Origin of the sequence: Olsenella sp. CU969, assembly GCF_905219715.1 — a bacterium.
Lineage (GTDB): Bacteria > Actinomycetota > Coriobacteriia > Coriobacteriales > Atopobiaceae > Granulimonas > Granulimonas faecalis.
This window is the reverse complement of record NZ_CAJMXC010000088.1, coordinates 1-7,829: the sequence shown is the minus strand read 5'-3', so window position 1 is coordinate 7,829 and position 7,829 is coordinate 1. Positions and strand designations below refer to the sequence as shown.

Sequence of the window (7,829 nt, the reverse complement as noted above, 5' to 3'; positions counted from 1 at the left end):
ATTGTGGAGTTTGCATAACACGGCAGCACCCAGGGAGAGGACAGCCTGTGAGCGACAACGAGAGAACCGACCCCGTCTATGTGACCACCGGCATCGCACTCACGCCGCGCATCCTGGCAGGCATGCTCACTGGCGGCAAGTCCATGGGCGTCAACTGGGCGGCCAAGTTCGCCGAGATCGGCGACGCCGACGTCTTCGAGAACGCCTCCAAGCCCACCATCGTGGAGCCCCTCGGCACCGATGGCGACGACATCCTCGCCGCCCTCCTGCCGCCCCAGATCCTCGTCGAGATCACCGCCGACGAGGCCGCCATCGACCACGTGCGCGACGGCGAGTGGCCCGAGGCCCTCCTCGACGAGGTGACCACCCAGTTCTGCGAGAACGAGGAGCTGGCCGAACAGGTCTACGAGCGCTGCACCCGCCTCATGGCCGGCGCCGACGTCGTGGCCTTCCACTGGAACGCCAACTACGTCATCCACATGCTGTCNGTGGAGAACCTCGACAACGCCTACGTGCGCAAGGTCGCCCAGTTCTACCAGCGCTTCTCCGACTCCGACCCCGTGGGCGGCCTCTTCGCCCTGTTCATGCTGGCCCTTCTGGGGCCCGCGCGCTTCGACCGCGTGGTGGGCGCCTTGGGCGGCTCCTTCGGCATCTAGGGGACAAGGCCAAGAACGGCCGAGAAAAACGCCGGTAAACCGGCCCNGCGCAAGCAAAGGGCGCCTGTCCGCGAGAACCCCTCGCAGGCAGGCGCNCTTGTCCANGCCGCCCNNTNACCGGCCGGCCGCGTNGTCACTCCTCAATAGCCCACTCCCGGCCGGTCTTGGCCCAAGCGTTCCAGTCCTGAACGTCGCCCGTGATGGCCCACTCCTTGATGGCCGTGTACACATGGGCGTCGCCCACCACGGAGGTGGCGTCGTAGAGGCGCGTGCGCTGCTCGTCCTCGCCGATCTCGTCCACGGCGCGGCCCCAGTCGCTGTAGTTGGGGTCGCCCATGGCCTTGAGCAGCGTGGCCGGCAGGTCGCGCTGGCNCACGGGAGCATGGCTCACCTTGAGGGGCTGGGCGGCCTGCTCGGCCGTCTCGGCGGGCTTCACCAAAAGGAAGGGGCTGGAAGGCTCGCTGATCTCATCGGCCAGGTACCACTCGCCGTGGTCGGCGGTGACGATCACGGTGGTCTGGTCGTAGATGCCCAAGCGCCTGAGCTCGTCGAGGTAAGCCTCCACGCCGAGAAGGGCGCCGCGGGTCTGGTCCACGTAGTCGGTCTGGCCCTCCTCCACGCGCTTGCCGTCGGCCGTGAGCGTGATCGGGTAGTGGGAGCCCATCATGTGGATGAGGCGACAGGTGCCCGTCTCGCCCTCCACGTCGTCGCCAAAGGAAAGGCCCTCGGAGCGAACCGCATCGATATAGGCCTCGTCATCGAGCTTGAACGGCGTGTTGGAGCCGTTGCCCGAGCTGTCGCCCATCAGGGTGCCCACAACGTCACCGCTGTAGAACCAGAACGGCGGCTTGGCTGCCCAGGGGCTCTCGCGGTAGAGCGAGCACTTCCACAGCTCGGTTACCGTGGGCCAGAACGGGGCAGAAAAGTCGATGCGATGGATGTTGCCCACGCGCCCCTGCAGGGGACCCNCGCACTGGGGCAGGTCGGTGGCGTAGACGTTCACGCCAAAGCCCAGGCTGCCCATNGCGTCCACGNGGTTGTTGTCGCCGGAGTACCACTCGGTGATCTTGGCGTTGCCATAGGCGGCGTCACTCTCATCGAGGTGCTGGCCCGTGATAAGGGAGCTCATGGCAAAGCGAGTGGGGATCATGACGCCGGAGGAGTTGGCGTAGCGGGTGAAGCCCGTGAACCCGTCAAGCGCATCGGGATAGCGCTCCAGCACCTGGTCGAGGTACTTGTTGTCAAGCGTGTCGAGGACGAACATCNCCACGTTGTCCTTGTCGGAGAGCTCGCTTATGCCCTCCGTGGTCACGAGGGGCTTGCCGTCCCAGACCGTGCTGCCGGAGCCCAGCTCGTCGAGGGCGCGCTGCTGGTCGCTCCAGGTGGAGGCGAGGCCCACCGACTGGACGAGCACGAGCACCACCGAGAGCACACAGGCCANCNTCTTGGCCGAGCNGCCCTTGGCCAGTGCGAACGGGACCGCGCCGGCCACAAGAGCGATCCACACCAGAGACGAGACCACGGTGATCTTGGTGTAGTCGTCCCAAGGCACCGGCTTGCCGTCGGCCACGGGCAGGCCCGTGTTGAGGAAGGTCGACTGCACGAAGCAAGCCACGGCAAGGGCCGCCACCACCGAGACGGTCACCGTGAAGGCGCGGCCCCGCACCAGGGACAGGAGCAGCGCGCCTACGACGATGAGCACGAGGGCAAAGACGACCAGCGGGCCCGCCACCGGGCCTGCACCAAAGACGAAGCTGTCGAGGCTCGTGGCCACGATCTCCAAGGGCGTCACGACGCCCAGGGTGTAGACGAGGCAGCCCCAGGCGAGCAGGGCCAGCAAGAAGCGGGGCAGCCATCGCACGTTCTGGGGGCGGCGAGGGCCCACCAAGGCATCGTCGGCCATGGCGGCGGCATCGGCGGCGGCGAGGAGCTCAGACGCGCCAGGCGCGGACGGGTCGATCTCGTGAACCTCGGGGTCGCGTACCTTGTCGCGGTTCTCATCGATCTTGAGCAAGGCGAACACCCGGCGGCGCACGCGGCGCCACACGACGCCGACCACGGCCGAGAGGGCCACGGCCACGCCGGCCAGGGCCTGGATGGTGTAGGTGACCACGGACGGNTNGACGNAGGCGAAGGCCGGTGTGNGGNCCAGGGCGAGGGTCACGCAGGCGAGGGCCCAGGCGCCGTCGAGGGCGAGGCGGGCCAGGGTGCGGCGGGTCTTAGGCCTCACGGCTTCCCTCCTTGAGGTCGGTGGCCGCAGGGGCGACGGCGGTGTCGCCTGCGGCAGGCTTGGCGCCAGCCGCGCCGGTGCGGCGGGCCTGGGCGGAGAGCACGGCGTCGAGCAGATAGCGCCCGGCCACCTCGCCGCCGTGCCCGTGATTGAAGACGAAGCCGTCGTAGACGTCCTCGATGACGCGGCGCCAGTGCTCGGGCCGGGCCACCATGGAGCGGGCCACCTCCCCGAGGGAGCCGATCTGGTCCACAGCCACGCTGCGGCCGATCTGATTTCGCAAGGAGATGTCGGTGGGCTCGAGCCCGATGTCGCGCCAGTCGGGGTTGCCCACCTTCATCGGCGTGTCCACGAAGACCGTGGGACGCCCCGTGGTGAACGAGTACTCGCACGAGATGGACGACCAGTCGGTCACGAGCACGCTGGCGTCAAAGATGGACCCCTCGCCGGAGAAGTCCTCGAACGACACGGAGCCCGAGACGTCGGCGAGGCGCCCCTTGAGGGCCTCCCAGCGGGGCCCGTAGCGCTTNACGTACTCGGGGTGCGGGCGCACCACCACGGAGAAGCCCGCGCCCACGAGGGAGCGCACGGCCTCCTCGCCGCAGAGGTCGAGGAGGTTGTCGTCCTGCCACGAGGGGGCCACGAGGGCCATGGGGCGACCCGCGGGCGCGACAGCAGGCGCGCTCTTGAAGTGGCGGCCCCGGGCCGGGCGGCGGGCGGCGAACTCGGCGCGCTCGCGGTCGAGCAGGTCGTAGCCCACCGGCACGAGGTTCTTGGCCGGCACGCCGCGCAGCCGCTCGGAGGCGCGGGTCTCGGCCACCTGGTGCGGGCCCACGCAGAAGATCGTGTCGTAGTGGTCGTGGCAGTTGGCCGCGCCCACGAGGTGCATCGAGGTCATGTGGTGCAGCATGTCCACGTACTCGATGTCCTGGCGCACATAGGAGCGCTTGAGGTAGTAGTTGTCGAGGTCGGCCAGGGAGGCCACGAAGACGTCGCAGTCCATCTTCATCATGAGGGNGATGAGNCGCTTCTCGCCCACGTAGTAGGGAATGAGGCGCGGCTGGATCTCGTGGATCTTGAAGACCTGGTCGTCGGGGTCGTTGGTGATGTAGTGGATGCGCACGTCGGAGTGGGCCAGAAGCCACTCGATGGCGCCGCGGAAGTACTTGTAGAAACCGCTGCCCTCGGAGTAGAAGACGAGCGACTTGTCGATGACGTCGTTGAAGCGGGCGATGTCGACGCGCTCGCGGCGGGTCAGGGGGTCGGGCTTGAAGCGCGAGCCGGCGCGGCGGTTGAGGTTCTCGAGAGCCGCCAGCTCCTCCTGGGAGGCGCGGAGGGCCGGGTAGTCCACGTGCTTCCTGGGGTCCATGATCGCGTTGCAGGCCAGCTGCACGCCGATGGCCATGAGGTTGGAGCAGATCCAGTAGAACACCATGCCGCTCGCCACCGACACGCCCAGGATGGCCGACAGCGNGNTGGACAGGCNGTTGGTGGAGGCNTTCTCGGTAGCGGACTGCTCGCGCTGAAGCGGGTTGATGTGGTTCTGGGCGAGGCCGAGGGCGGCCGAGGAGAGCGCGGCCAGCACCGGCATGGCCCACGACCAGCCGCCGTCGACAAGGGGCACGAGGCCGAGGAGCTCGGTACCGGGGGCGCCCGAGGNCGTGATGGAGNGAATGACGTCCACGAGGCCGAAGAGGATGAGCACCTGGATGGCCAGGGGCAGCATGGAGAGCAGCGGGTGGTAGCCCTTCTCCTTGTAGAGGGCGTTCTGGGCCTCCCCGATGGNCTCGCGGTCGCCGAAGTACTTGACCTTGAGGGCGTTCACCTGGGGCAAAAGGCTCACCACGAGCAGCGAGTTCTTCTGGCACCACAGCGAGATGGGCATGAGGATGACCTTGGTCACCACGGTGAACAGGGCGATGGACACCCACCAGTTGCCGGTGAGCGCGTAGATGGGGTCGAGGACGGCCCCAAAGATGTCGGCGAGAATCTGCAGCACTGCGGTCCTTGTCTTTGCAGGGTGATCGAACCCCAAAGGGGCCTTGGAAACGATACACCCCCGCTTGTAACTCGACAAAAAACCGACAGGGTGCCTGAGGAGCCGGGCTTAGGAGGACGCGCGCCTGCCCGGGACGAGCTGGCTCCAGTCGTCGGCCGAGGCGAGCACCGTGCCGCAGAGAATGGCTATGCAGCACAGCACCTCGACGGGGCTGGGGACGTGGCCGAGAAGCACCATGCCCAGCACCACGGCCCAGGCGGAGTAGGAGATGTTNGCGGCCATGGCCTTGGCGGCGNCGATTTTGTCGATGCCCTTGTAGTAGAAGAGGTACGACACGGTGCCCGCCAGCGCCGCTCCCGCCACCACGGCCGTGGCCGGCGTGGCAAAGACCTGGGCGGCAAAGGGCCACGCCGCGAAGAGCGGCAGGATGACCACGAGGTACACGAGGCCCGAGGNGNTCTCGCGGANCTGCAGCGCCGTCTCGTTGTCCACGGAGTCGTCGCGCATGCCCCACGCCAGCAGCACGGCCTCGCTTCCCCAGCCCACCACGCAGGCGAGGGCGGCCGCGATGCCCACCATGGCGTTGCCGGGCATCTCCATGTCGCTTGCGGCCGCGCCCATCACGATGATGGCAGCCATGGCCACGGCCAGGGCGACCCAGCGCTTGGGCTCCATTTTCTCCTTGAGCGCGAACACGGCCAAAAAAGCGCCAAAGGCGGGATAGAAGCTGGAGATGATGGCCGTGATGCCCGGGCCCAGCTCGTTGATGGCCACCACGTAGCCCGTCATGCCGAAGGGGCCGCCGAGAAGCGCCGCTGCGGCCACCACCTTACCGCTGCGGGTCCTGAGGGCCGCCACGGTGTCTTTAAGGCGCCCGCGCACCGCCATGAGCAAGAACATCCACACCGCGCAGAACACGTCGTGGAACGCGGCACTCACGATGGCCGCGAAGGCCACGGCCTCGGCAGTGCCCACATAGGGGGCCATCGAGAGGGCGATGCCCAAGATAACGGTGTCGAGGCCCCACAGAAGGCCGCTGGCAAGCCCGTATCCCATGACGGTTCCTTTCCTTCTGCCCCGCGCCGGGGCGCTGGCGTCTAAGCGATGCCGTAGAGGTCGGCGGCCAGGGCGAGGTACTTCTTGGCGTAGCGGTAGTAGATGTAGAGCCACTCGCCGATGAAGTCGCCGTCGCTCTCCTTGAGGAGGCTCCAGCAGTACCAGCACCAGCCGCACATGCCGATCATGGCCAGGTTGTGGCGGCGCTCCTCGGGCGTGGCCTTGCCCTCGTAGTAGAGGTCGATGGCCTGCTCCACCTCCTCGGGCGAGAGCTCGCAGCACACCGAGAACGTGGCCAGGTCGTTGGCCGAGTCACCCATGCCGGCGTACTCCCAGTCGATGAGGTTGAAGGTGCCGTCTTGCTCCACCAGGAAGTTGAGGTAGAAGAAGTCGTTGTGGGTGACGGTGACAGGGGCGTCGTCTTGCGCCATGGCCCCGTGGACCCGCTCNGCCAGCTCGTTCCAGCGCCCGTACTCCGGCACCTCGATGGGGCCCTTCTCCCGCANCAGGGCCTCATAGNNNTTTGCCTCGTCATAGAAGCNGAACGTGCTTTTGAGGATGATGCCCGACGTGTGAANCTTGCGGGCAACGGCCATGGCCTGCGCGAGGCCCTCGGGAGTGTGGGCGTCGATGGTGGTGGCACCGGGCACGAAGCGCGAGATCTTCCAGCCCTCTTCCGGGTTTGCGCAGATAAACGTGGAGTCGAGGCCCATGTCCCTGGCCGCCGCGAGCGCGGCGAGCTCGCTTTTGCGGTCGATGATGTTCTCCGTGCCGATGCCGGGATGGCGGTAGACGTACTCGCCGTCGTTGGTGGAGAAGTGGCAGGAGAGGTTGGTCAGGCTCTCCTTTAGGGGGTAGACGTCGCAGATCTCGGCNCGCGAGCAGNCCAGCGCCCCCGTGATGTTGTCGATGATCGCAGAGNCGATGTTGTCGAGGAAGAGCGGGTCGAACTCGCGCAGGTCGTCCAGGGAGTCGAACTCGTGGATGATGGGCCGCTCATAGCGGCGGATGGCCATGNGCAGCTCGTNGATGTGGTCGATGAAGATCTCTTCCCAGAGCTTGGGGGCCGTGGCCGGGCGGTCGTACTCCTCGTCGAGGATCTGGCGGAAGCGTCTGGAGAAGGCGCGGTCGAAGTAGACCTGGCCAAGCATGTACCAGCCGTCGGCACCGCCGATCTCCACCTTGGTGATACGGCCGTGGGGGCCGCAGGTCATGACCCACTCGGATGTCTGCCCCTCGGCGTACTGGGCCGCGTAGTAGGAGCCCCACACGTAGGCCTCGAAGGGNTTCTCCTCAAAGTAGTCGTCGGAGCTGCAGATATAGGTGTTGGCGAGCTTGTCTTCCACCGCCTTGAGCGAGGAGTTGTTGTTGCGGGAGGCGTACTCGCGGTTCACGACGATGGCGACTTCGGGGTGCTTGTCCTCCAGGTAGAAGAAGAGCTCTTGCTTGTAGCCCACCACCACGTAGACCTTGGGCACGCCGGCCTCGAGAAGCTGCTCGATCTGGCGCTCTATGAGCACCTGGCCGCGCACTTTGAGCAGGCCCTTGGGCCGCTCGTAGGACAAGGGCACGAAGCGGCTGGAAAGGCCTGCCGCCATGATCACGGCATTGTCCACGCGGTAGGGCTCCATGGCCTCACGGCCCGCCTGGGTGATGGCGCCGTCGCAAACGAGCCCGTCCGCCTCGAGCGCGCGGACCGCCTTGTTCACCGTGGCCACGCCCAGATGGGCCGCCAGGGCGCACTCCCTTTGCGTGTGGCGGCCTCCGTCCATAAGGGTGCGCAAAACCCTGAAGCCGTTGTGGTCCAAAGCCATGAGGCCCTCCCCTGCGATTCGTTCGTATATGGAGAGAATCCTCTTGTTCGGAACAAATGTCAATATGAAAAAAC

General features: G+C 66.8%; 3 protein-coding genes. All 3 read right to left on the bottom strand.

The genetic code is table 11. From position 1 onward, the window contains the following. Nucleotides 1–2,875 precede the first annotated feature (2,875 nt). The 3 genes from JX283_RS07445 to JX283_RS07435 all read right to left on the bottom strand — a co-directional run bounded on the left by JX283_RS07445 (nucleotide 2,876) and on the right by JX283_RS07435 (nucleotide 7,755). Nucleotides 2,876–4,885: a YidC/Oxa1 family membrane protein insertase gene (locus JX283_RS07445; RefSeq protein ID WP_204830009.1), complete on the bottom strand. Its 2,010-nt coding sequence runs from the start codon at nucleotides 4,883–4,885 to the stop codon at nucleotides 2,876–2,878. A gap of 108 nt (nucleotides 4,886–4,993) precedes the next feature. Further along, nucleotides 4,994–5,941: a DMT family transporter gene (locus tag JX283_RS07440; RefSeq protein ID WP_204830008.1), complete on the bottom strand. Its 948-nt coding sequence runs from the start codon at nucleotides 5,939–5,941 to the stop codon at nucleotides 4,994–4,996. A 41-nt stretch (nucleotides 5,942–5,982) separates the two neighbouring features. Further along, nucleotides 5,983–7,755, bottom strand: a complete 1,773-nt coding sequence (locus JX283_RS07435; RefSeq protein WP_204830007.1) for an NTP transferase domain-containing protein — start codon at nucleotides 7,753–7,755, stop codon at nucleotides 5,983–5,985. Nucleotides 7,756–7,829: the final 74 nt, after the last annotated feature.